This window comes from Emticicia sp. SJ17W-69, from assembly GCF_051209875.1.
Classification (GTDB): Bacteria; Bacteroidota; Bacteroidia; order Cytophagales; family Spirosomataceae; genus Emticicia.
In genome coordinates this window covers 42,489-66,673 of the sequence record NZ_JBNTQY010000005.1, presented here as the reverse complement: position 1 = coordinate 66,673, position 24,185 = coordinate 42,489, and the positions used below count along the sequence as shown (strand labels likewise).

13 protein-coding genes are annotated in these 24,185 nt (G+C 35.2%); 11 read left to right on the top strand and 2 right to left on the bottom strand.

Going from position 1 to position 24,185, the window contains the following annotated elements; translation table 11 throughout:
* The first annotated feature begins 173 nt into the window (after positions 1 to 173).
* The 5 genes from ACQUQZ_RS25265 (at position 174) to ACQUQZ_RS25245 (ending at position 8,986) form a co-directional block, all read left to right on the top strand.
* Positions 174 to 1,490, top strand: coding sequence for a sugar porter family MFS transporter (locus ACQUQZ_RS25265; RefSeq protein WP_435358009.1), 1,317 nt, complete (start codon positions 174 to 176; stop codon positions 1,488 to 1,490).
* Between the two features lie 7 nt (positions 1,491 to 1,497).
* Complete coding sequence (locus tag ACQUQZ_RS25260) at positions 1,498 to 2,412, top strand: carbohydrate kinase family protein (protein ID WP_435358008.1); 915 nt, start codon at positions 1,498 to 1,500, stop codon at positions 2,410 to 2,412.
* A gap of 40 nt (positions 2,413 to 2,452) precedes the next feature.
* On the top strand, positions 2,453 to 5,590 hold the full coding sequence (locus ACQUQZ_RS25255; protein WP_435358007.1) for a SusC/RagA family TonB-linked outer membrane protein: 3,138 nt from the start codon (positions 2,453 to 2,455) through the stop codon (positions 5,588 to 5,590).
* Between the two features lie 104 nt (positions 5,591 to 5,694).
* Positions 5,695 to 7,401, top strand: a complete 1,707-nt coding sequence (locus ACQUQZ_RS25250) for a RagB/SusD family nutrient uptake outer membrane protein (RefSeq protein ID WP_435358006.1) — start codon at positions 5,695 to 5,697, stop codon at positions 7,399 to 7,401.
* Between the two features lie 109 nt (positions 7,402 to 7,510).
* On the top strand, positions 7,511 to 8,986 hold the full coding sequence (locus ACQUQZ_RS25245; RefSeq protein WP_435358005.1) for a glycoside hydrolase family 32 protein: 1,476 nt from the start codon (positions 7,511 to 7,513) through the stop codon (positions 8,984 to 8,986).
* Positions 8,987 to 9,177: 191 nt separating this feature from the next.
* Here the strand turns inward: ACQUQZ_RS25245 and ACQUQZ_RS25240 are convergent, their stop codons facing one another.
* Positions 9,178 to 10,839: a hypothetical protein gene (locus ACQUQZ_RS25240; protein WP_435358004.1), complete on the bottom strand. Its 1,662-nt coding sequence runs from the start codon at positions 10,837 to 10,839 to the stop codon at positions 9,178 to 9,180.
* Between the two features lie 26 nt (positions 10,840 to 10,865).
* Positions 10,866 to 11,543, bottom strand: coding sequence for a hypothetical protein (locus tag ACQUQZ_RS25235; RefSeq protein ID WP_435358003.1), 678 nt, complete (start codon positions 11,541 to 11,543; stop codon positions 10,866 to 10,868).
* A 161-nt stretch (positions 11,544 to 11,704) separates the two neighbouring features.
* Here ACQUQZ_RS25235 and ACQUQZ_RS25230 point away from each other — a divergent pair, with 161 nt between their 5' ends.
* From ACQUQZ_RS25230 to ACQUQZ_RS25205, 6 genes are all read left to right on the top strand, one after another.
* Positions 11,705 to 13,513, top strand: a complete 1,809-nt coding sequence (locus tag ACQUQZ_RS25230; RefSeq protein WP_435358002.1) for a 7TM-DISM domain-containing protein — start codon at positions 11,705 to 11,707, stop codon at positions 13,511 to 13,513.
* Positions 13,514 to 13,839: 326 nt separating this feature from the next.
* Positions 13,840 to 14,439 carry a recombinase family protein gene (locus tag ACQUQZ_RS25225; protein ID WP_435358001.1) on the top strand — a complete coding sequence of 200 codons (600 nt, stop codon included), beginning with the start codon at positions 13,840 to 13,842 and terminating at the stop codon, positions 14,437 to 14,439.
* 818 nt (positions 14,440 to 15,257) lie between these two features.
* The gene (locus ACQUQZ_RS25220; protein ID WP_435358000.1) at positions 15,258 to 16,409 is read left to right on the top strand and encodes a tail fiber domain-containing protein; all 1,152 of its coding nucleotides are present in this window, start codon (positions 15,258 to 15,260) and stop codon (positions 16,407 to 16,409) included.
* Between the two features lie 49 nt (positions 16,410 to 16,458).
* A complete protein-coding gene (locus ACQUQZ_RS25215; protein ID WP_435357999.1) occupies positions 16,459 to 18,135 on the top strand; it encodes a hypothetical protein in 1,677 nt (558 codons plus the stop codon).
* 524 nt (positions 18,136 to 18,659) lie between these two features.
* On the top strand, positions 18,660 to 20,096 hold the full coding sequence (locus tag ACQUQZ_RS25210) for a sulfatase family protein (protein ID WP_435357998.1): 1,437 nt from the start codon (positions 18,660 to 18,662) through the stop codon (positions 20,094 to 20,096).
* A gap of 99 nt (positions 20,097 to 20,195) precedes the next feature.
* A complete protein-coding gene (locus ACQUQZ_RS25205; RefSeq protein ID WP_435357997.1) occupies positions 20,196 to 23,711 on the top strand; it encodes a family 78 glycoside hydrolase catalytic domain in 3,516 nt (1,171 codons plus the stop codon).
* Positions 23,712 to 24,185 lie beyond the last annotated feature (474 nt).

Genomic DNA, 24,185 nt, shown 5'->3' with positions numbered 1-24,185 from the left:
TGTTACAATTATAGTATATTCTATTTTGAATACAATCAATATTTTACATAATTAACTGATAATCAATTATTTATGAAAATGTATCAAAATCATAAGTATTTGAATGAATACTAAAATCTACCCTTAAAGTTTAGTCATAATTTTGGTTCATCAAAAAACTCAACAAGTTTGTAATGAATCAAAATCTTAAAATATTCTTTTGGTCACTATCGGCCGCACTCGGTGGTTTTCTATTTGGCTTCGACACAGCCGTAATTTCGGGGGTAGAGCAAACACTTCAAAAACTTTGGAATCTCAATGCTTTCGAGCATGGCGTTACGGTTTCAATAGCACTAATTGGAACGGTTGTTGGCTCAGTAATAGGTGGCATTCCTGCCGAGAAGTTAGGTAGAAAAAAATCACTTCTTATCATTGCGTTGCTTTATTTGGTTTCTTCTGTTGGCACCGCCTACGCCGTTGATTGGTCGGTTTTCTTGGTTTTTAGATTTATGGGTGGGCTTGGTGTTGGTGTTTCTTCGGTTGTTGCTCCTTTATATATTTCCGAAATTGCTCCTGCTCACAAGCGTGGACGATTGGTAGCCATGTTTCAATTCAATATCGTTTTTGGTATTTTGATGGCATATCTTTCCAACTATTTATTGTCTGGAATTGGGGAAAACGAATGGCGATGGATGTTGGGCGTGCAAGCTTTTCCTTCACTCATATTTATTATTACCGTTTTATTTATTCCTGAAAGTCCTCGTTGGTTAATTTTAAAAAGAGGCGATATTTCCACAGCTCGTACAATCCTTCATACAATTGACAAAAACTCGTCCGAACAAATCATTGCTTCGATTAAGCAAAATACCTCAAAAGTTCACGTTCCCTTATTCCAAAAGGCTTATAGTAAGTCTATTATGTTGGCAGTTTTGTTTGCAGTATTTAATCAAGTTTCTGGCATTAATGCTATTATTTATTTCGCTCCACGAATTTTTGAAATGGCTGGAATCGGCAAAGATTCGGCATTACTGTCCTCGGCTGGTATTGGACTAATCAACCTCGTTTCTACACTTTTAGGTATTTCATTGATTGATAAATTTGGCCGTAGAGCCTTAATGATTGTGGGTTCATGTGGACTTATTCTAACGCTCGTTTTGGTTTCACAAGCATTTTTCACCCAACGAATGGGCATGAATGTCCCTTTCTATTTATTTGCCTACATCGCCTTTTTTGCCTTTTCACAAGGGGCAGTTATTTGGGTTTTTATATCCGAAATTTTTCCTAATGAAGTTCGTGCCAATGGTCAAGCACTGGGCAGCTTCACGCATTGGTTGATGGCGAGTATCATCACATTTACTTTTCCTTACATCGCCGAAACCTTCGGTGGTGGAATCGTCTTTGCCTTTTTTGCTTCAATGATGATTTTGCAGTTGCTTTTTGCATGGAAAATCATGCCTGAAACCAAAGGAAAATCTCTCGAAAATATGGATTCAGTTGTTTTAGTTCATTAAAAAAATCATGGAAAACAATCAAAAAAACATCATCTGCTTTGGTGAAATGCTTTGGGATATGCTTCCAACGGGGAAAATGCCTGGCGGAGCTCCAATGAATGTAGCTATTCATTTAAAAAACTTTGACAATAATGCCACTATCATAAGTAGAGTAGGCACAGACGATTTAGGTACTGAATTGATAGATTTTATTAAAGGAAATGGCCTAAATACAAAATTTATCCAGCAGGGACAAACGCACTTGACTGGTGTGGTGAAAGTGAATATGGATGATAAAAATAACGTAAGCTACAAAATCGTAAAACCTGTGGCATGGGATTATATTTTGTTAGAAAAAGAGGCATTAGTAGCAGTAGAAAAATCTGATTGCTTTGTTTTTGGAAGTCTTTCTGCAAGGTCAGAGCAAACTTTTGAGACCCTAAAAAAACTTTTGGAGATTGCTCCATTCAAAGTGCTGGACATCAATTTACGTCCGCCTTATTATGATAAAGAAACGATTGAATTTTTATTAAACAATACCGATTTACTAAAACTCAATCAGTTAGAGTTAGACGAAATTTCTGCTTGGTTTTTCCAATCAGGAACAATTCAAGAGAACTTGGCTCACATATCTAAAATATTCAAAATCAAAACAATTTGTGTAACGTTAGGCGAAGATGGGGCGATGCTTTTGCATAATAACGAGTTTTTTAGAAGCGAAGGATTTGAAGTAGAAGTAGTTGATACCATTGGCAGTGGCGATTCATTTTTAGCTTCTTTTATTTCCAATTTCTTGAAAAACACACCAGTCAAACACGCCATTGTCGAGGCCTGTGCTATGGGGGCATTGGTAGCAACACGCCACGGAGCATCACCCCTAATTTCAAAAGAAGAAATTCAGTTTTTATTGAATAAATCACTCAGTTCGAGTAATGCTTTTTAAGTATTTTTTTACCTATGTTTAATTAAAAACAATTCAAATGATGAAAAAAAATCTATTAATCTTGATTGTGATGATTCTGTCATTGCAATTGGCGTTTGCCCAACGTCAGATTACTGGCACTGTCCGAGGAGGCGACAACAATGAGCCGCTCATCGGTGCAAGTGTGCTTGTACCTGGAATAAAAATCGGTGCTATCACTAATGCCGATGGTAAGTTTTCGATTGCAGTTCCCGAAAACTCATCTTCATTACAAATATCTTTTATTGGCTATACTTCACAAGAAGTGTCAGTTAAAGGTGTTAGCGATGTCCAAGTTACCTTAGCTCCTGGTAAAGAATTGACCGAAGTAGTTGTAGTAGGTTACACTTCTCAAAGAAAAGAAGATTTGACTGGCTCGGTTGTGGTAGTCGATTTAAAACCTATCAAAAACAACAGTTCGGGTAATGTCATGCAAGCGTTACAAGGTCGTGTACCAGGTTTATATATTGAGAAGGATGGTTCTCCAAATGGTTCAAATAGCCGCATCTTGATTCGTGGGGCAAATACGTTGGGTAATCATGACCCCCTTTACATCATTGATGGTATTCCTACTACTCGTCCAGAAGTATTTCAAAACATGAATCCTGCGAATATCGAATCAGTTCAAGTTTTAAAAGATGCTTCAGCAGAATCAATTTATGGTGCAAGAGCATCTAATGGTGTTATCATCGTAACCACAAAAAGTGGTGGAAATACGAATGGAAAGGTTGAATTTCAGTTTAATAGCAGCATTTCCTCACAATCTGAAAAATCAATGCGTTTCAAGATGTTAAACTCTGTGGATAGAGGAAAAGCTCTATGGCAAGCTTCGGTTAATGATGGACAAGACCCTGCTGCTGGTTATGGCGAAATCTATGATTTTAAATGGAATAACGACTATAAAAATCCAGTGTTAAGTGGCGTTTCAGTGAAGCCATTTGTTGGTGGTGATAAAAATACACCCGCAGGTGATACAGATTGGCAATCAGTCATGTACAAAACAGGAATTGTTACAAAAAATGATTTCACTGCTTCTTATGGTAATAAAAACTCATCTGTTGAAATTAATTTGGGACAACTCAAAAATACGGGTATGCTTCGATATACTGGCTATGAGCGTCTGAGTGGCAGTATCAATGCCATGACACGTGCGTTTAATGACAAGTTGAAGTTTGGTGTTAATTTGCGTATTGCTAATTCTAACGAAACGCTTACAGCAAGAGATTTAGGTGGTGCTTCTACAACATTTTTGGCAGTTACTTTAGCTCCTACAATTCCTGTTTATCAAACTGACGGTACTTCTTATGCAGGCGAATCAGGAGCAGGATATTCTGATAGAAATAATCCATTGCACATGCAAGACATTTCAAAATGGAATAACGCTAATCGTTTAAGTTCATTCGGAAATGTATTTATTGAAATACAACCAATCAAAAATTTGTTTTTCAAATCAAATCTTGGAGCTGATAATGCTACTTATTTAAGTAAAGTTATTGCCCCAACATTTGCTGAAGGTGCATTGAACCGAACAACCAATAGCCTAACTTTTGACCAAAATCATTATTTAAGCACTACTTGGTCGAACACTTTACGCTATAATTTAGATTTGAATACTAATAATCACTTCAAATTTTTGGTAGGAACAGAGTACATTAAAACTGATTTAGATTTCCAAAATACCAAAAAAGAAGGGTTTGCTCTCCAAACTGAAGATTATTTTACTTTGAATGCTGGAACAGGAAATACAACCGTTTCTGGTGGTTCAACAGGGCATCGTTTATTCTCTCAATTTGCTCGTGTTGATTATAATTTCTCAGACAGATATTTGGCAGCCGTAACCGTTCGTCGTGATGGTTCCTCTCGTTTTGGTACTGATAATCAATATGGTATTTTCCCAGCAGCTTCTTTAGGTTGGAGAATAGACCAAGAGAATTTCATGAAAAATAATGGGATTTTCTCAGAATTGAAAGCAAGAATTGGGGTTGGACGTGTAGGAAATCAACAAATCGGTGATTTAGCTCGTTTTGGCTTATTCAACACAAGATATGGTACAACGCAAGCTCAGTTAGTGGGTGGTTTTTGGGAACAATACATGAATATTGGTACTGCTTATTCATTATCAGGTGCAAATACTGGAACATTACCATCGGGTTTTGTTCAAACACAAGCGGCTAACTCAGGCTTGAAATGGGAAACTACCGACGAAGTAAACGTAGGTCTTGATTATGCTATTTTGAATAACAAAATCTTTGGTTCATTTGACTATTTCTCTCGTAAAACTTCGGGAATTTTAATTACACCACCAGTGGCTGCTACTCTTGGTGAAGGGCAAACAAAAGCAGTAAATGGTGCTTCAAAATCTAACAAAGGTTGGGAGTTTGTATTGGGTTATCGTGGAACGGCAGGTAACGATTTAAAATACAATGTTGTAGCTAACTTTGCACATTTTAGAGATAAAATCACTGAATTGCCAGAAAATGTTCGTCCAGCTTATGCAGGAAATTTAGTAAATACTATTATTGGGCATTCACAGTTTGATATTTTTGGCTATAAAACTAATGGTCTTTTCCAATCTCAAGCAGAAGTAGATGCTGCTCCTACACAAATTGGTGCAGGTCCAGGAAGAATTCGTTACGTTGATGTAAATGGTGATAATAAAATTGATGATTTAGATAGAACTTGGATTGGTACAACACTTCCTAAACTTGAATATGGCGTAAGAATTGACTTGACCTACAAAAAATTTGATGCTTCAATTTTTGGTTCGGGCGTTGCTGGAAGAACGGGTTTTGATGTTTATACTTTATTCAATAATTTGATGAAAAGTAGAGAAAATGTTGGACCAGGTGTATTCAATGCTTGGACACCACAAAATACTAATACAAATGTTCCTGCTTTAACATTGAAAGATAATAATGGCGAAGGACGTACTTCCGATTATTTCATTGTTAATACTTCGTATTTCAAAATGCGTAATTTACAACTTGGGTATTCAATCACGCCTAAATCAGTATTTACAAGATTACGTGTCTATGCAATGGCGGAAAACTTATTCTGGTTCAAAAGCAAAAGCTATTTAAGTCCTGATCCTGAGCGTATTGACCTTGACCCAGTTCCGATTCCAAAAACATTTACTTTCGGAATTAACGCATCGTTTTAATTAGGCAATAAGCTGAAAGCAATATGCTTTAGGCTAATAAATCATCTCTGTAAAATGCTTGTAGCGTAAAGCATATAACTTACAGCAAAAACAAATTCAAAAAAATGAAAAATAAGATATTATCAACTATATTAATTACGGGGCTACTCTTTTTTGGCTCATGTAAAGATGCCCTCGAATATACACCAACGGGTGTATTATCTTCATCAGATTTAACTTCGGCAACAGCCATTGATGGCTTGGTAACAGCCGCTTATGCTGCTATTGGTAATGGCGATATGATTGGCCCAATTTATAGCGATTGGGTTTATGGAAGTGTTCGCTCTGACGATGCCTACAAAGGCGGTGGTGGCACTGGCGATGTGGGTGAAATTGATGCTTTAGAGCATTATAACCTCACGACACCTACTATCGGGGCATTTGTTACTCGTACTTGGCAAAACCTTTTTAAATCAATTTCAAGATGTAATGTAGCTCTTCGTGCGGTAAATACCCTCACAGAAGCCAATTATCCTGCAAAAAAAGTGCGTTTGGCTGAATTGCGTTTTTTAAGAGGCCATAGTTACTTTATCATGAAAAAATTGTATAAAAACATTCCAATTTTTGACGAAACAGCGTCTGATGAAGAGATTTTAAAAGTGTCGAATACACTAAGTAATGATGAATCTTGGAATAAAATTGCCGCTGATTTTCAATATGCGATTGATAATTTACCAGCTACTCAACCAGAATTGGCAAGAGCAAATAAATTGTCAGCTCAAGCTTATTTGGCAAAAGTGCGTTTATACCAAGCCTATGAACAAGATGACAAGCATAAAGTGGTGAATATCAATAAAACAAGATTGCAAGAAGTTGTTACACTTACGCAAGCAGTTATTTCTTCAGGAAAATACGCACTAAGCCCAGACATTGCCGACAATTTTGTTCCTGAATCAGAAAATGGTGTTGAATCTATTTTCGCTATTCAATTTACAGTTAATGATGGTACAACGGCAGGACGCATGAGTTATGAAGATGGTCTAAATTACCCACATGGAGCTCCTCAATATGGTTGCTGCGGATTTCATGCTGGAAGTCAAAATTTGGTAAATGCTTACACAACTGATGCAAATGGACTACCAAATTTTGATACTTTCAATGATAAAATTGCCGACTTATCAACGCAAACAGTTGACCCACGTCTTGACCATACAGTAGGTATTGATGGGCATGTTTATAAGTATGATAATACAAAACTGTTTAGTAATAGTTGGGTACGAGACCCTGGTGTTTATGGTAATTTTCATACGATGCGTTTCCAACAATTGGCATCAAGTAACTCATATTTCAAGCTTGGCCCATTTATGGGTACTGCCAAAAACTATGATATACTCCGCTACGATGATGTTTTATTGATGCAAGCAGAAGCGTATATTCAATTAGGTCAACAAGCAAGTGCATTGCCATTAATCAATCAAATCAGAAATAGAGCTGCTGCAAGCACAGGAAGACTTAAAAAATTAGACGGAACTTTTGCCTCAAAATATAATATAAAACCCTATTCAGCAACTGGTTGGACACAAGATTTTGCATGGAAAGCCTTGATGTGGGAACGACGTTTAGAGTTTGCCACCGAAGGGTCAAGATTCTTTGATTTGGTACGTTGGGGAATTGCTGAGCAAACCCTCAACGCTTATATAACCAAAGAAAAAGTAAGAAGACCTTTCTTAGCTACAGCCAAATTTACCGCAGGAAGAGATGAATACTTGCCGATTCCACAAGCAGAAATCACCTTTACGAATGGTTTGTATAAGCAAAATCCAGGGTTTTAAAAATACTTAACATAGGTTGTAATATATTAAGTTAGTGACAAAATGGTAGTAGTTTTTTTTACTGCTACCATTTTTTTGCCTGATTTATTCATCATAAACACAAATATCAATGAAAAAAACACTTGCTTTTATAGCAATTGCGGCCATGCTAAATGCTTGTTCATCAAGTAAAACAGTCAAAAACGAGCCAGCAATTTACCGACCAGCCTACCATTATACGCCTGACAAAAACTGGGTAAATGACCCAAATGGGATGGTTTATTTGGATGGCGAATATCACTTATTTTACCAATACAATCCTTTTGGAGATAAATGGGGACACATGAGCTGGGGACATGCTGTGAGCAAAGACCTAAAAACTTGGAAAGAATTACCTCTTGCCATTCCTGAAACGATGAATGCTGATAGCTCCACCACAATGGCTTTTTCGGGTAGTGCGGTTGTAGATAGCTTAAATACTACTGGCTTTTTTGAAAAAGGTGTTAAGAATGGTATAGTAGCTATTTATACATCACACATTGATAAAAAAGGGCAAGGTTTAGCACAGCATCAAAGTTTAGCATATAGTTCTGACAAAGGCAGGACATGGAAATTTTATGACAAAAATCCTGTCTTGGACATAGGTTTGAAAGATTTTAGAGACCCATCAGTATTTTGGCATGAAGGAAAATGGAGAATGATTGTTGTAAAACCTTTGGAATATACTGCTCAAATTTATGAATCAACCGACTTGAAAAACTGGAAATTATTGAGTGAATATGGTAAAATTGGAGATTATGCAAAAATCTGGGAATGTCCATCGCTTTTTAAAGTTTCGATTGACAATAGTGATAAATTCAAGTGGATTTCTATGATTTCGAGTGCAAATGAAGATACTGATTATGTAGGAATGCAATATTTTGTAGGCGAATTTGACGGCAAAACATTTACACCCGATGCTCAAACTGGTGTTTTAAGAATAGATTATGGCAAAGATTTTTATGCGGCTGTTCCATTCAATAATCTTCCTACAAATGATAAGAACCCTACGATAATGGCTTGGGTGAACAATTGGGCTTATGCAATCGATATTTCATCAGAAGGTAGAAGAGGGATGTTTTCAATGCCTCGGAAATTATCGTTGGTAAATGAAAATGGTAAATTTCATTTAGTTCAAAAACCTGTTTATTCAGATAAAATTCACACTGAAGTATTGACATTAAAAGCAAGTGAATTAACTGAAGCAAAAACGTTTGAAATGAAAAGCAATTCTTTTCGCTTGACTCTTACTATTGATTTGGCAAATTCAAAGGGTTTTTCGATTGATTTATTGAAAAATAGTGACGAGAAAAGTGTTTTGAAATATGATATAGCTTCTCAAAAGTTATCATTTGACCGCACAAAATCTGGGAAAGTTGATTTTAATAAAACTTTTCCAAGTATTGAAAGTATGAAAGTATCTCCACAAAATGGTATCATGAAACTTGATATTTTTGTAGATAATTCAATTGTCGAAATCTTTGCTAATGATGGGAGAGCTGTTTTAACTGATTTAGTTTTTCCTACTATATCTGGTGGAGAAATTAGCATTTCTGCTTTAAAATAATTTTCTAATGTTTGTGTCCAGCCATTTATGAAAAGTTGTATTATATGGCAAAGTTCTTATGTATTGTGAACTATAATTAATTTAAAAAAAGTAACCAAATGATGGCTACAAAAGCTTTCATTTGGTTACTTTTTTACAAATTGAAATATAAAAAGAATTTCTAAGTCATTAATTTCAATATTTGTTAGGCATTATTTTCCACATTTGCAAAGTGGATGTTCTTTGGTTAATAGCAAAGGTACGGTGAAACTGTCGGTATTACCTGTATTAACTACTTTTGTGTAGGTGGGATAAGCAACTGCCCTAAATTTAATATTGGTATTATCTCGTAAAAATGCTTTTAGTTTGATTTTATTGTCCGCAGCATCATAGCTAATATTACCCAAGAATGACCAAATATCAAAGTATTGGATACCTTGAATACCCATGTTGTAGGGTTTGATTTCGACTGGACAGTTGTTTTCGCAGGCAACTGTAGCAAATATGGTTTTTAATTGAGCATCCACATTAATATTAAACTTGTATGTGCTATTATTTGTGATTTCGTTTAGTTTAAAAGATCGAGGAATACCAGCTAATTCATACTTAAACCCGATAGACAAAGCCATTTCCGGAACAACGAATGTTGCGGTATATTCGTAGGAGGTGCCTATTCTTCTGAAGAGATGATGATCCAAATAAGTGATATAAGATCCACCACTGTAAAATGGTTGGCATGCAACATAAGTATCTATAGAAATAGAATTTCTTTCAATAGGTTTGTCAAACACAACATTAATATTAATCGTTTTTGAGGGAGGAACATATTTATTACTCAGAACTCCGTTAGTTCTACTTCTAATATAAGCTAAAACACTAAACCAAGAAAGGTGATTTGTTTGAAAGGTTACGAATAATTCATTTCCTTTTTTAATGATTGTACCTTCTTTTTCATAAGTCCAAGACCCATTTTCATCGCTATAACTAAAAATTGAAAACGATTCCCCTACTTTTACGACTTTTTCGGTTTGAGGATTTATCGTTTCAGGGTTAATCTCAAAAGTTATATCTATTGGTTGTGAAAACGTAGTAACTTTCTTACCATTGCTATCTTTTATAAGAACCTCAACGAAACTGATTGGCAATAAAACGGCTTCTACATTGGTATCGCCTGTTGGGTCTTTGGTTAAAGTAGTTACACTTCCACCAGGAAAAGAATTGGCAGCTTCTTGCGATTCGCCATTAAATGCCGCAACCGTCGTTTGTAAAGTTCCTGTTAAAACTGTTCCTTTCGTATCTTTTACAATCGTACCTTTGTCAATCTCAATAATGGTTGTGTTTTGGCCGTTCTGAACTTCGATATTTTTATCTTGACTTATTCCTGTGGTAGCATTAGATATTACATCTGATTGTTGAATCGTTACGCCCGCTGGCGGAGAAGATGATTTAACTAATAAAATTTCAACAGGGTCGGTGCTAATCTCTGTCATTGTAATTTCTTTGCTACCCGACAAATAACCTTCCGAACCTACGATTACTTTAAACATGACTGGCTTTTCTACTGAAGGTAGTATATTTCTTAGACCCAAATATATGCTGGGGCCAACTTTGGTATAGGCGGTTTTGGCTTCACCTTCAAAGTTGATTACATTGGCAGTTTCTTTACCTAAAATTTCGATGTCAATTTTACTTGTAACTAATTCGCCAGTTTTGGCATCTTTTACTTGGACTTCTATAAACGCATCAGCTGGCTTGTAATTTAATATAAACTTTAAATCTTTGGCTACATCAATGTTTTTCAAATCGCTGCAAGCAAAAAAGAAAAGAGCGAGAAACAAAAAGTTTGCGATTATTCTAAACGGTATATTTTTCATGTCTGTAATATTTTTTTAGGGTATGATTACTTTAAAATACGATAAGAAAAACCTAATTTAATGACAGGATATAGGTAAAGCGGCTTTAGGTTTGTTTGAAGCTGGGGGGCTTGTTCGGCAGTAGGTTCGATTGAACCAGAGCCTTGCATCGTAATTAGCGGTGAGCCTGTATATAAAAAACCAAAATCAAAAAGAACCCTAAAGTTTCCATTATTTGGATTTCCAAGCGAGATTCCTGCATAAGGTGCTATTTTCTGATAATTAACTTTCAAACCAAGTGTTCCTGTTTCTTCGGGAGTGAAAATTCTATCATTAAACTTGAGATTACTCTTAGGTAAAAGGGAAACATCTGCCGCATTCATATTGTAGAATACTCCGAGGTTTAGAGCTAACAATTTTCTAAAAGGAAAGTAATCAACTAATACTCCAACATTACCCAACTTAAGTTTTGCATCATATTGCACTTTTCCTTCTTCAATATCTTTGCCTTGGTCAAAACTGATAATATCATTTCTTTTATAGTCGAACAGAGAAATACTGGCTCGTAGGTTTATTTTATTTTTGAGCTTGTAGGAAAATTCGGGTGAGATACCAGTAGTACCTACTTTGAGGGCTAAAGAAAGTTTATTGGTTTTGGATAGACTGGGCTCTTGTGAAAAAGCCACCATATTTAATAGGAAAAGTAAAGGGAAAAGTGTTTTCATGTCTGGATCTAATAATTGTTAAAATAAAGGATTTGTGGAAAATGTTTCCAATGGACAAAATAACTACTAATAAAAAAGGCAGTCAATACCACGTTCGGGGGATTTGAAGTCTTGGTATAAAGAGATACTTTTGAATCTTATTATAATCACCTGAAAGCGGTATGAAATTAATAATCAAAATTTTATTTTTTATACTCCTATTTGTTAGAATAGGCTTTGCAAATGATATAGTTAAAATCAACGCTGGTTTTCTTTCAAATGAACTAAGTGGGAAATTGTATTATTGTTTAGATACAATTACAAACAAAATACCTCCCATTGAGAACTTCAAGCCATACACTCAATCAAACCTTAATTTGGGTTTAACAGAAAGCACGGCTTGGTTAATGTTTGATTGTAAATCGGAATGCACCTATACCCAAAATTTAGTATTAGATATTGATGCTGTATATGCTGAAGGAGTTAATTTCTATGTTTTTGAAAATGGCAAAATTTTAAGTAAATATGAAAATTATAGCTGGAAAATGAAGATTAAAGACCGCATCATAAAAACCAGATATTTTGCTTTTCCGATTGAGTTAAAACCGAATCAAGAACTTAGAGTCATCTTCAGTATGAAGGAAAAAAATGGTTTTTTTTATGCCCCAACAACATTATATGAAAGTAATTGGTATCATGAGCAATATGATCGATTCAATATTCTTTACTCAATTCCTCTTATTTTTATTGGAATTGTATCTATAATTACCATCATACTGTGGTTTGTCATAAAGGAGCACGCATTAATTTATTATTTTCTCTATCAATTTGGTTTTTTGATATATAGTCTAAACTCTGAGGGTATAATGGCTCAATATTTTCCAGAAGCACTAAGCTATCCGTTTTGGTATGTCTATGGAGTCACGATTAGTTATAGCGGCTACTTATTATTATCCTTAAACGTTATTCTTATATCCTTATCGAGTAATGAATTGAAATTACTTAAAATAATAATTTATATTTATATCCTATGTAGCATACTTTGGTGTTTATTTATCTTTTTAATGGGTTTTGATGAAGTATTTTCGGGTTTTTCAAGTACTATAGCAAGTTTTTCATATATTTTAATTTTTGTAGTTGCAGTATTTGGCTTATTGAAAAAAACTCCGAATTCTACCCTCTATTTTATTGCTATTTTACCTGTGCTTTTTTCAACCCTTTTGATCAGAATCACTGTTTTTGACTTTATTAATTTTAATATACATTTAGGAAGTTTTGTAACGAGTGAAACATTATACTTAATGAATTACTACGCACCTCTATTTGAAGTAATTGTATTAGGGCTTGGGCTTATTATTTTTTTTAGAAGAGAAAGGGAAAATCTCTTATTGAACCTTTTAGATATTCAAAAACAAAAGATTAATATACAAGAAACTGAACGCCGTCGCCTTGCTCAAGATCTACACGATGATTTGGGAGGTACACTTTCAGCAATTAGAGGAAGAATATCGAGTGTTACAGCTAATATTGAAATTATGAATTTAGTTGAGAAGGCCATTTTGGATTTAAGGTTAGTTTCCAGAAACCTTATGCCTCCTGAATTAGGCAATGAAGGTCTGGTGAAAGCTATATGTCAAACAATTGGACGATTACAAAGTTCTTCAAAAATTGAATTTACTTTCATTTCTTTTGGAAATGAAATTCGACTTTCTGAAGAGAAAGGACTTAATATTTATCGAATTATAACAGAATTACTAAATAATATTTTGAAACATTCAAAAGCTTCAAAGGCAGTAGTACAGTTAATATATCATGAAAAATATCTGCACGTTACTGTAGAAGATAATGGAATAGGCATAAAATCTGATGTAAATTCTTGGGGTATAGGTTTAAAAAATGTAAATTCGAGAGCAAAGTTCATAAATGCCAAAATATTTACAGATTTCAATATAAATGGAACAACTTTTTTTATTGAAATTCCATATAATTAAACTAGTACCTAAACTAAAAATGAAATACAAACATTTAATAGCCGACGACCACACACTATTTAATAAAGGTGTCAAACAATTATTTTCGGATAACTATGACATTGTAACATAGGTTTTTAATGGAAATGTTTGCCCGCAATCCATCTTAAAAAATCTTAGATTTGGGAGTATAAACAAACGTGCGTTTGTTTATACTAATTCTGTCCTAAGCCGAAGAACTAAACTTCCTGTAATTTCCATACTCCAAAGCTAACAAAAAGTATATTTTTATTGTATATTAATCTAAGTATAAATAATTTTGATATTCGATAAATAAATATATACAAATGAAAATAGGATATGCACGTGTAAGTACCAAAGACCAAAGTTTGGAAATGCAAACCGATTTGCTGACAAAAGCAGGTTGCGAAATAATTTTTAAAGAAACAGCTTCAGGAGCAAAAACGGACAGAGTCGAACTAACAAAGCTATTGAGTCAAATCCGCAAAGATGATATTGTAGTAGTTTATAAACTTGACCGTTTGGGTCGTTCTTTGAAACATTTACTTGAAGTAGTAGCTCAACTGAATGAAAAGAAAGTGGGGATTCAAAGTATCAACGATGCGATTGATACCACTACACCACAAGGACGATTATTTTTTAACATCTCAGCCTGTTTTGCAGAATTTGAAAGAGACCTCATTAGAGAAAGGACAAAGGCAGGATTAGAAGCTGCCCGAGCAAGGGGCAGAAAAGGCGGTCGCCGACAAGGCATGACTAAAGAGGCTGAACAAAAGGCGATTTTAGCCGAAAGCTACTACAAAGAAGGCAAAATGGGTGTTAATCAAATTGCGACAGAAATAGGCGTTTCTAAAATGACACTTTATAAGTATCTCAGACATAGAAAAGTACCTATTAGTGCCTATCAGTTGAAGGATATTAAATAGTAGCTTTGACCTCTTTGGGGTATTGTTTTGCATGAGGGTATAAACACGCTATGAACTTTGTTTTTCCCTATGTTGCACCTCTTGGACAAGAATTGATATTTTTAATTATTTCTGCACCAGTTTCAGCATCATCTAACTTGTTAAAAGTATTAATTTGGTTGACAATCTCTAAATTATCAGGCTGACTGGCTATGCTTAAATTTATCCACTGTCAATAATATCTTCAGTAGAACAATACCATAATTCTGACGAATTATTAGGAAGCCCAATACTAATTTGTCCTCGTTCTTTTTAAGGATTTATTATAGATTGAGCAATTGACCGACCATTTTGCAGGTCTTTTTTTTGTTTTTTTCAGAATTTCATTATCTTTACTCAAAAAGAAGGTTTTGATTTATTCTTTATGCTCTACACTCAAAGATAAATCTTTATTTTCTTCCTTTTTCTACAGTTCCAACAAAATCACGTCAAATCAAAAAATAAAAGCGATGAGCCAATCATCAATTTTTATTGGCTTTCTAAAATCCATTAATTCCTATAAAGTAGTACGCTTACAATCCGACACATCAATTATATTCTTATTTTCTTTTCCGCTGGTAAGAAAATTTGCTTAGCTACTATATTGAAAGAAATAGAAAATATTTTCCAAGGCTATGCAAAATTCTTTCGTATATATAATTCAGTAATTATCAATATTGATTGCATCCACTCAAATTTATGAAGAGCAAATCATTTTCCAAAAAGGAGAAACACTTAAACCTTCACGGTCAAGAAAAAAACTTTTTTTGAAATTTTTAATCTTTAAACTTATTTTTCCTATGAAACAATCATTGTTGACAATCATCTTTTTTATGGCATTTTCTTCTGCTTTCTCACAAGGAAATACGATTCAAAATAATGCTACAACTTTTACAACCACATTTGGAGGTTCAACAGGAATCTTCACAAACCATGTTTCTAATACATCGCCCACACAAAACAATTTAGCTTTGGGCAACGATGCTCTTAAAGGTGCAGTCTCACTAAATTTTAATAATACTGTGGTTGGGCATGAGGCAATGAACCGAGGCGTACAAGCAGCATTTAACGTTGCGATGGGCAATAATGCTCTTTATTGGAGTTCTAATTCATCAAAAAATGTAGCGATTGGATACAATGCCATGTATTCTATGCCTCCGTATGATGGTGATGGTGATTTGACTATTGAAAACGTTGCAATTGGCTATGAGTCTCTCAGGTACATAGCTCCTTATAGTAGTCATAATGTGGCTGTTGGTTCGCAAAGTTTAAGAGGCGGGGCAGGCCATTCAGTTGGAATTGGTTTCCAGACAGGATATTCAGCAGGTAGCCAACTTAATAATATTTTTCTTGGCTTTCAAGCTGGCTATAATGAAACAGGAAGCAATAAACTATACATCGAAAGCTCAAATAGTGCGACACCATTGATAGGTGGCGATTTTGCAAATGACCGAGTAGGTATCAACAGACCCGTGGCAAGTTTGACAAATACATTAGAAATTGGCGGTAACACTGCTGTATTTGGAAGTATCTGTTATACAAGTTATTTGGGTGTTTGCTCTGATATTCGATATAAAAAAAATATTGCAAGGCTATCCAATTCATTAGCGAATGTTCTAAAAATCAATGGGGTAAGTTATGATTTAAAGAAAACCGAATTTCCAGAAAAGAATTTTTCTGACACAAAACAAATTGGTTTTATCGCTCAAGATTTAGAAAAAATATATCCTGAACTCGTTCGGACAGACGAAAAAGGCTATAAATCGGTAGATTATTCTCGCATGACGGCTATTTTAGTTGAGTCAGTAAAAGAATTAAATGAAACGGTTGAACAGCTAAAAACTGAAAATAAACTATTAATGGAGCAGAACGGTCAAATTAATTCTATCAATAATGAATTATCAGCTATTAAAAAATATATTAAAGATCTGCAAGTAAAACTGACCAATTGACCATAATTATAAAAATAGGTTTTGTTTATTTAACTATAATTTTTCATTCATGAAAAAGACATCTATTCTCCTTATTATCAGCTTAATAACTGTCAAAGTAATGGCTCAAAATACAAATGTTTTGCCTAATAGATTAGACTTTGCTCAACGAACTTACTCACAAATTTTAGCCATTCCAACGCCACAAAAAGGCAGCACTTGCTACGATACCGACAATAATTGTTTGCGAATATATGACGGTAGCACATGGCGTTGTACGACAAGTGCAGCATCGGCGGGCTTCAATGATGCGACTGGCGTTTGTTCAGGAGCTACCTGTGTTACCACAAGTGGTAGCCCTGTGGGGTCATTTGTTGTTTTTAAAGAAAGCACAAGCTATAACAACGAAATTTATGAAGTTGGCTACGGTCAATACGGAAACCTAATGTATGGCTTTAATTTTGGAGCTGGCTCATTCTATACAGGTACTGGCGGCAATGTAGGTTTTGTAGCCAAGCACGATGCCAATGGAACAAATTTGTGGGCAACTGGCATTGCTCCAAATCCATCAAATGGAAGTTATTTTACAGTTAATTCGACAGTTAATTCAATCAAAGTAAATGCTACTGGTGTTTATATTATTGGCACATTTAGTGGTGCATTGGCTGTCGGAACGCCTAACACTACTACTCTGACATCGGCAGGTGGCTCTGATATTTTTGTCATAAAAATGGATGCGGCAACTGGTGCTTTTATCTGGGCAAAACAATTTGGTGGAGCAGGTAACGACTCAGGTATAGATTTGACTTTTGGAGAAAATAGTAGTTACCTCTATTTTACAGGTTATGACAACGGAATGTCAGTTGGTTATTGTGTACCAAGCACAGGTTCTCAGAAAATTTTTATAGGAAAATTAGACACCAGCACGGGAGCAAGTATCGGAAATGGGGCTGCAATTGTTGAGCCAATAGCACATAGCGAACGCATCAACAGTATTTTGTTTTATGACAACAAAGTGCTTTTAGTTGGTTCATTTGTTGGCTCTATTTATGCTGCTTATGTGGCTGCAGGTTGCTCGGCAATTCTTAGTGGAACAACCTTAGTTGGCACAACGGGTAGAGAAGTTTTCATATTAAGTTATGATACAGGTCTGATGCCAACTTCATACAAAATGGCTTATGCAGGAAATGATGCTGCTGATGATTTAGGCCCTTTAAAAGCAACGCTTGAAAATGGCTTTAGTGGAGGATATTATGCCTCAAAACTAAAAATTTGTGGCAATCCAGTGGGGACTTTTCCATTGGGTAATCGAACTGTCAATGCAGGAGGTTATATTATGACATTAAATCTCAATTTTTCGGTTTTGCCTACTATAAATGAAGTTATTACCTTGCAAGGAGGTACTTTCACGGGTTTTGGAGATGGTTATGCTGTCGGAATCTGTCCATCGGCAAGTGGTATTATCAATGGTTCAATCAATATTGGATGTAGTGCAGGACAAAACTTTATGTTATCTACCAATAACGCAGGTTTGTTCAATTGGGTTATTAATTCAATCATGATAATAGGGTCGAGTGGGGGCTTAGGCACACAATCAACTACCGTTGTATCAAAACTTTGTAATAAAGTTTATGCCTTCGGAACATATACTAATGGTATACGATTATGTAATTCGACTCTTGATGCAACCAACAAAAAATATGGTTTTTGGTGGCAATACAACGAATGTGGAGGTTCCTGTAATTAGACAAATAGGTTAAAGTTTTAGCAGAAAGTCTTTCAATATTGATTGAGAGACTTTTTTTAAGTATTTGATTATCATATGGAAGTCATACTTCTTCAATTAATATGGCAGGACAGTACAGGAAAGTAAGGCATATTATTTTAAATAATATTGTATTATACAAAGTGTTTTTGTTGCTATTTTCATATAAACCTTGGATTATTGTAATATTGATAGTAAAAGTGATATGTTTATTTGGCAAGCCTCCAAAACGGGTAATAATGAAGTATTGAACAACTGTATAATCATTAGAGGTTTGCTTTGAAACAGACTTTTTTATGACCTCAATCCCACAGGAAAAGTAGCGGAAGTAATGGCTGACTACGGAAAATGTGAAAAGCTAAAAGGCATATTTATTTCCGAAGCCTACTCTATCACACCAAACAAACTGCTTGTTCCTATTCTTGACACTGAAATTTCAATCAATATATTAGAACAAGGCCTTGTTTATTGATCAAAAACAATAGGACTAAACTAAAATTATAGCCATGAAAACTTATTTTTCTTTTGCTCTACTCTTCCTTAGTTTGAACAATATTCACGCTCAAAACAAAAAACCTAACATTCTGTATATACTTGTTGACCAATGGCGAGCATCGGCGATTGGTTATGCTGGAGATAAAAATGTAATTTCTCCAAACCTTGACCGATTGGCTTCGGAAAGTATAAATTTAAAAAATGCCATATCAGGAACGCCTGTTTGTACACCCCACCGAGCTTCTTTAATGACAGGCCAATATCCACTCACAAATGGCGTATTTATGAACGACGTACTACTTGATACTAATAATATTACAATTGCTAAAGTTTACAAAAACAATAACTATACAACGGGTTTCGTTGGCAAATGGCACATTGACGGGCATGGACGCAATAGCTATATTCCTCCTACTCGCCGACAAGGTTTTAGTTTTTGGATGGCAAACGAGTGTTCACATGACTATAATAATTCTCCTTATTATACTGGCGAATCAAACAAAAAAATGATTTGGAATGGATACGATGCCATTGCTCAAACCGAAGATGTTATAAAATATATAAAAAAACAGGCTACCGAACCCAATCCATTTTTACTGTTTCTTTCAATCGGTAGTCCACACGACCCTTACCAAACTGCTCCAGAAAAATACAGAAAAATGTATGAAAACAAGCAGTTTATCATCAATGAAAATGTACCAATTGCGAATCGAGAAAAAGTTAAAAAAGACTTGGTTGGTTATTATTCGCACATCACAGCCATTGATGATTGTATCGGAAAAATGTGGCAAACCCTCAAAGATTTGGGCATTGACGAAAACACAATTATCGTTTTTTCGTCTGATCACGGTGATTTACTTGGCTCTCATGGTTCTTGGAACAAACAACAACCTTATGAAGAAAGTATAAGGGTCCCTTTTTTGATTCATTATCCAAAGGCTTTCGGAAAGAAAGGTAAAATATCAAACGCATTACTGAACTCGCCCGATATTATGCCTACATTGCTGGGCTTGAGTAATATTCCGATACCAAAAACGGTTGAAGGAATTGATTTTTCTGGAATTTTGAAAGGCAACAAAAAAGACAATGTCAAACAAACCTTGATTTCTTGCTCGCAACCTTTTGGGCAGTGGAACAGAAAAATGGGTGGAAAAGAATACCGTGGAATTGTGAATCAACAATATACTTATGTAAGAGATTTGCAAGGACCATGGCTGCTATTCGATAATATAAAGGACCCTTTTCAGCTTAATAATTTAATCGAAAAACCAGAATATCAGACATTACAGAAAAAATTAAATGCCGATTTAAACAGCGAACTTAAAAAGCGTAAAGACGAGTTTTTGCCAGGAAAAGAATATATTAAAAAATGGAATTATTTGGTAGATGAATCAGAAACTGTTCCTTATAATAAAGTAAATTATGAAGGAAAACCAATCGTTGAATAAATTTTTCTTTAAAAATTAAGTTAAAATGAAAGAAAGTTTGCTGATTTACCTAAACCATTTTATGATAGTGACAATAATTTCACAAAACTAACCTTGAAGATGTTCAACATTTTTTTTGCTTTTACCTTATCTCTTTTAAGTTTTGGTTTAAACTCGGTTTTTGCCCAATCAAAGCCAAATATTATTTTTATTCTCACTGACGACCACCGAGCCGATGCTTTGGGTTATGCTGGAAATAAATACGCATACACGCCAGAAATGGATAAATTGGCAAAAACTGGTACTTATTTCAAAAAAGCCATTGTTACAACGCCTATTTGTGCGGCGAGCAGAGCGAGTATTTTAAGCTCGATGCAGGAACGTACCCACAAATACACTTTTCAAACAGGCGATATTCGAGAGGAATATATGCAAAATTCTTATCCAAAAGTGCTAAAAAATGCTGGTTATTATACAGGTTTTTATGGAAAGTTTGGGGTAAAATATGAGCATTTGAATCAACTTTTCGACCAACACGAAGATTACGATAGAAATGGAAAATATACTGATAGACGGGGCTATTTCTTTAAAAAATTGGGAAAAGACACCGTTCATCTCACTCGCTACACAGGGCAAAAAGCCATTGATTTTATTAAAAATGCTCCAACCGATAAACCTTTTTGTTTGTCTTTGAGCTTTTCCGCCCCTCACGCCCACGACAATGCTCCTGACCAATACTTTTTTGATGAACAAACCGCTCATTTACTCGAAAATACAACCATCGACCCACCTCTTTTGGGTGATGACAAATATTTTAATGCCCAACCCGAAGGCGTAAAGGTAGGCTTTAGTCGCTTGCGGTGGACTTGGCGATTTGATAATCCCGAAAAATACCAACGAATGGTAAAAGGCTATTACCGAATGATTGCGGGCATTGACTTAGAAATTGCAAAAATTAGAACCGAACTCCAAAAGAAAGGATTAGACAAAAATACCGTCATTATTTTGATGGGCGATAATGGGTATTTTTTGGGAGAAAGACAACTGGCTGATAAATGGTTAATGTATGATAATTCAATCAGGGTACCTCTGATTGTCTATGACCCACGAGTAAAAACGCACCGAGATATTGACGAAATGGCCCTCAATATTGATGTTGCCGCCACAATTGCCGACTTGGCTGGAGTAAAACAGCCTAAAAGTTGGCACGGAAAAAGTTTTTATCCCTTAGTAAAAGGCACGGCTAAATCGATGCAAAGAGATACAATTTTGATTGAACACCTTTGGGAGTTTGAGCAAATTCCACCGAGTGAAGGAGTTAGAACTCAAAATTGGAAATATTTTAGATATGTCAATGATAAATCTGCCGAAGAGTTATATGATTTAAAAACTGACCCACAAGAAATCAATAATTTGGCAAAAAACGAAAAATTCAATGTTATTTTGGCTGAACTTCGCTCAAAAACCAATCAATTATCGCAAAAATACAAAGACCCCTATTCGGGCATTCCAACGGGTCTGATGGTCGAATTTATCCGTCAACCTACCACCGTCTTATTGAAAGATAATATGCCAGAATTTGCTTGGATAGTACCAAAAGTAGCCGTTTCTCAGTCGGCTTATCAGGTTTTGGTGGCATCATCAAAAGCTAATATTGACAATAATATTGGTGATGTTTGGAATAGTAAACAAGTGCGAAGCAATCAATCGTCTAATGTTTCGTATCAAGGTAAAGAGCTAAAATCAGGCGTGCAATATTATTGGAAAGTTCGTGTTTGGGACAAGGATAATAGAACGAGTGATTACTCTGAGAGCCAAACGTTTGGCGTAGGCAAAATAGATAATTCAATTTCAACATCAAATATTTTTCAGATAGAAAAAAAGAAGGCCAAAATCTTTAAAAAACTTGGTTCAGACTCATATTTTATTGACTTCGGAAAAGCAGCGTTTGCCAATTTAGAACTTACTTATTCAGCTAAAAAGAGCGATACTATTATAGTAAGAATAGGTGAGCAACTCGAAAATAATGCAATCAACCGAAAACCACAAGGTCATATTCGCTACCAAGAAATAAAAATGGCGGTTCAAACTGGCAAGAAAACATATCAACTGAAAATAAAACCGGATGAACGAAATACCAAATCAATGGCTGGGGCGGTTATTTTGCCTGATTCCTTTCCTGTTTTGTTGCCATTCAGGTATTGTGAATTAGAAAATGTAAAAGAATCTATTACTGAAAATGACCTTGTTCAAAAAGCCTATTTTAGCTATTTTGAAGAAAATCAAAGCAGCTTCAAAAGTTCGGATACTACCCTCAATCAAATTTGGGAATTGTGCAAATACACCATAAAAGCCAGTTCATTTTCGGGACTTTACCTTGATGGCGACCGTGAACGTATTCCTTACGAAGCCGATGCTTATCTCAATCAGTTGAGTCATTACGCCACCGACCGAGAGTATGGCATCGCCCGCAAAACGATTGAGTATTTTATGGAACATCCGACTTGGCCTACCGAGTGGCAATTGCACGTAGCTTTGATGTTTTACCAAGATTATATGTACACGGGCAATACCGAACTAATTTCTAAATACTATGAGGCGTTGAAGTATAAAACGCTCATGGAATTGGTGCGTGAAGATGGTTTAATAAGTTCTTCTTCACCCAAAAATACACCCGAATTTAGGCGTAAATTAGGTTTTACCGACCCTAAAATTGCCTTAAAAGACATTGTAGATTGGCCACCTGCCCAAAAAGATACAGGTTGGAAACTGGCAACCCCCGAAGGTGAACGAGACGGCTATGTTTTTACACCAATCAATACGATGGTAAATTGTTTTTTCTACAAAAACATGGAAATAATGGCTGAATTTGCCAAAATTTTAAACAAAACAGACGAAGAAAATCAATTCAGAATGATGGCCTTGAAAGCAAAAAATGCTATAAACGATAAATTATTTGATAAAAAAACGGGGGCATACTTTGATGGTGAAGGAACAAATCATAGTTCACTTCACGCCAATATGATGGCTTTAGCTTTTGATATTACACCTGACGCATACAAAAAATCAGTGGCAAGTTTTATCAAATCTCGTGGCATGGCGTGTAGTGTTTATGGTTCGCAGTATCTTTTAGAAGCACTTTATAATGCTAATGAAGCCGAGTACGCCCTAAAACTTATGACCGCTACCGACGATCGAAGCTGGTGGAATATGATAAAAGTTGGCTCAACCATGACGCTTGAAGCATGGGACATTAAATACAAACCAAATCTCGACTGGAATCATGCTTGGGGGGCTGCTCCTGCCAATATCGTTGCGAGAAATATGTGGGGAATCCAGCCAAAAACAGCGGGTGGTGAAATCGTTTCTATCAAGCCACAATTATCGACTTTGGCAAATTCAGAAATAGCCGTTCCGATGCTTAAAGGAATCATAAAAGCTACTTATCAACGAAAAAGCAATTTCAACCAAATCTATGAATTTGACCTTCCTGCCAATGTTTCGGCAGAATTGGAACTCAGTTTTTCACCCGATGACGTGATTTTATTAAACGGAAAAAAAGTAGATACAGCTTTCAAAACTATTAGATTATCAGCAGGAATCAATGCAGTTGAGTTGAAAATAAATACTTTTTAATCGACTGTCTAAACTACATGAAAACTTCAGAATTTTGAAACAATGACTTCATTCAGGTTCTTGGTTAATTTTGGTGAAAAGGTTGATTGTTGTTTTAATTTTGTGAAAGAACCCAACGATGCGTTGGATTTTACTCCATTTTGTCTTGTTTCTTGAAAAAAACAAAGCCTAACAACAGAACCTTGCCAATGATAAAAATTTTAACCAAGTAGAAGTCATTAAAGAGAAAGAAAAATTGGAATTATTGTTGAAATACTTATTACAGATGATAACACATTGGGAGTATGCTTGAGTGCATAGAAATCATTTCAGTTGCTGCACAAATGGCATCAAGATTTACACTGATAAAACAAACTGGCAATTTCAAAGTCAAGTGATGGCGATGTTCCTTATTGTGGTTGCTAAAATGGCGAGAAATTTGATTTCTGAATGAACAAAAGAGAAAAAAGAGGATGGGTAAAACTCTGAAGAACT